General features: G+C 32.3%; 3 protein-coding genes and 1 pseudogene. 1 reads left to right on the top strand and 3 read right to left on the bottom strand.

The window, feature by feature from the left end; genetic code table 11:
• On the bottom strand, nt 1-212 hold a 212-nt coding region (locus tag B6A27_RS03390; protein ID WP_139788059.1), incomplete at its 3' end, for a transposase.
• A gap of 56 nt (nt 213-268) precedes the next feature.
• On the opposite strand from B6A27_RS03390, the pseudogene B6A27_RS03385 reads away from it, so the two are divergent.
• Nucleotides 269-556, top strand: a pseudogene (locus B6A27_RS03385) (ATP-binding protein); the annotation flags it as partial.
• 513 nt (nt 557-1,069) lie between these two features.
• Here B6A27_RS03385 and B6A27_RS03380 read toward each other — a convergent pair.
• Both B6A27_RS03380 and B6A27_RS03375 read right to left on the bottom strand, forming a co-directional pair.
• Nucleotides 1,070-1,831, bottom strand: a complete 762-nt coding sequence (locus tag B6A27_RS03380) for a thioesterase II family protein (protein WP_080860182.1) — start codon at nt 1,829-1,831, stop codon at nt 1,070-1,072.
• 40 nt (nt 1,832-1,871) lie between these two features.
• Nucleotides 1,872-2,370 (bottom strand): 4'-phosphopantetheinyl transferase family protein (locus tag B6A27_RS03375; RefSeq protein WP_139788058.1); only part of this gene is annotated, 499 nt, incomplete at its 5' end.

Genomic DNA, 2,370 nt, shown 5'->3' with positions numbered 1-2,370 from the left:
TCCTCGTAGTTTCTTTTCATTTTCTCGGCTTCTTTGGTTTCACGGCCGAACACCATGGAGGCACGCTCCACAAACTCCGCCTTCCACCGGCTTAGCATCACCGGACTAATTTCGTACTTCCCAGCAATCTCATTCACTGTCTGCTCTTCTCTCAGCACTTCCATGACAACCTTCGTCTTAAATTCTGCGGTGTATCGATTCCGTTTTTCCATAGCTTCAGTATAACTTATTTATCTCCTCCTTGTGTCGCACTCTATGGGTTCATTGTAAATTTCTCAAACAAATCGAGAAATTAGACCTCTTGGTCATAGACGAATTGGGCTACATCCCATTGCATAAACAAGGAGCAGAATTGTTATTTCAAATCATTTCCATGTGTTATGAAGCTAAAAGTATCATCGTAACGACCAATTTACAATTTGGGCAATGGAATAATGTATTTGGTGATCCAATATTAACAGAAGCAGTGATTGATCGATTGATACATCACTCCCATTTAATCATTTTTAAAGGCGATAGTCATCGCTATAAAGATTCAATCTCTCTCAACCAATAACGGAATTTGGCAAGTGGCATTTTTAATTGCCATTTCGTGCATTTTTTACTTGCCAAAAACATACATCTTGAATCACACGCCAGTATCGGCTGTGGACACGAGAAGAAGGCATGTTACATGATGGACAAAGATTCAATTTTTGTTGAGATTGGACATACAACTTGACGCACGAACGATCAACAGAATAAAATAGCAACTTCCAATCCTTATAGAATGTTTGCAGTTCCAAAATAAACCCTCCCGTGGTAATAGTTTACTACTATAATGACCACGAGAGGGTTTCACCAAAATTGCGGGAGAACCATTTTATCACCGTTGCTTACACCATACCGTCTATATTCTTTTCAATAACACTATATCCACTTTTATTTTGCAAAATACATCTCTGGGTTTAAGAATGTTTTTGTTTTCTTTATATATCTATCTAATTAGAAACTTCCTTTTTTAAAGATTAGTTGGAAAACTGAATAATCATATGCTTATAATAAGGTAGATCTTTTAAGTTATAACTAATTATTTGACTATTCGGTATTTTATATTCGACTGAATGACATTTAAAATTTTGTTCTTATGAATGTTCAAATAAAAATGGTCTCCTTCGTATATTGTATAAGAAAATTCATTAGTATAATGCTTCCATTCTAATAAATCATTTAAGTTTACAACATCATTATCCCCTATAAAACACGTAATCGGTACTGGTAACAGAAACGGCACGGACCTATAATAGGATTCAACTATTTTAAAATCAGAAATAATTGTAGGTAAATAAATATCCCTAAATGATTGATTTTCTAATATTTCTTTAGGTGTACCGTCTAATTCCTTCAACTCTTCAATAAATTCATCATGTGGCAAGTTATGTAATTTCTCATTACATGGAATGTGAGGAGCCCTACAACTAGATAAATACAAATGATTAGGAGTAGGATTATTTGTATTCACTAAATACTTACAAACCTCATAACTTACTATGCTACCCATACTATGTCCAAAAAACGCATATGGTTTGTCTAATAATAAACTTATTTCACTTGAAAGCATTCCGACTATTTCTTCAATGCTATCTAATGGGGGTTCATTTATCCTTCTTTCTCTTCCAGGGAGTTGTATTGCTATTAATTCTATATCTTTTGGAACATGTGCAAGCCAAGAATTAAAGAATGAGCTACTTCCTCCTGCATGAGGAAAACAAAACAGTCTAAATGGAGCATTATCTATCGGATTAATGCTTACCAAACTATTTGAAATAAATTTCTGTTTAATAAAAACCACATCCTTTCATCTTTCAACGCTTTAACTCTGTATAGATTAATTAATAAAAATTCTCTAAATTCAAATTATTCACAATATACTTAATGTTACCATAGCCTTTGTTATTTTTAACAGCAATCGAAAAGACATATTCATTAGAAAAATTATGTGTATAAAATAAAACTCGTCTATCTTCGTCTTCGTCCAAGATAGCTGGTACTGAAAAAGATAAAGGATCTAACGAAAAACCTTTGCCAATCATTTTCATATAAGCTTCTTTCCTAGTCCAAATTTTATAAAAAGCATTAATTTTACAGAGCCGATTATTAAATGAATTTACATATCGTATTTCTTCTGGCGTAAAAACAAGATTCATTATTTCAAGAAAATTTTTATCGTTTTTTTCGATATCAACGCCTATTCTTCCTATTTTAGTGATTCCACATAAAATCATATTATCGGTATGTGATAAATTGAAATAAACTTCCTTCTCATATAATTTATTTATGAACAGTTTTCCATATTTATTTTTAATTAGAGAAACTTGTAATGGATTTACT

Source organism: Anoxybacillus sp. UARK-01 (assembly GCF_002075365.1).
Lineage (GTDB): Bacteria > Bacillota > Bacilli > Bacillales > Anoxybacillaceae > Anoxybacteroides > Anoxybacteroides rupiense.
The sequence above is the reverse complement of the archived record's forward strand: the minus strand, read 5'-3'. Positions and strand labels throughout refer to the sequence as shown.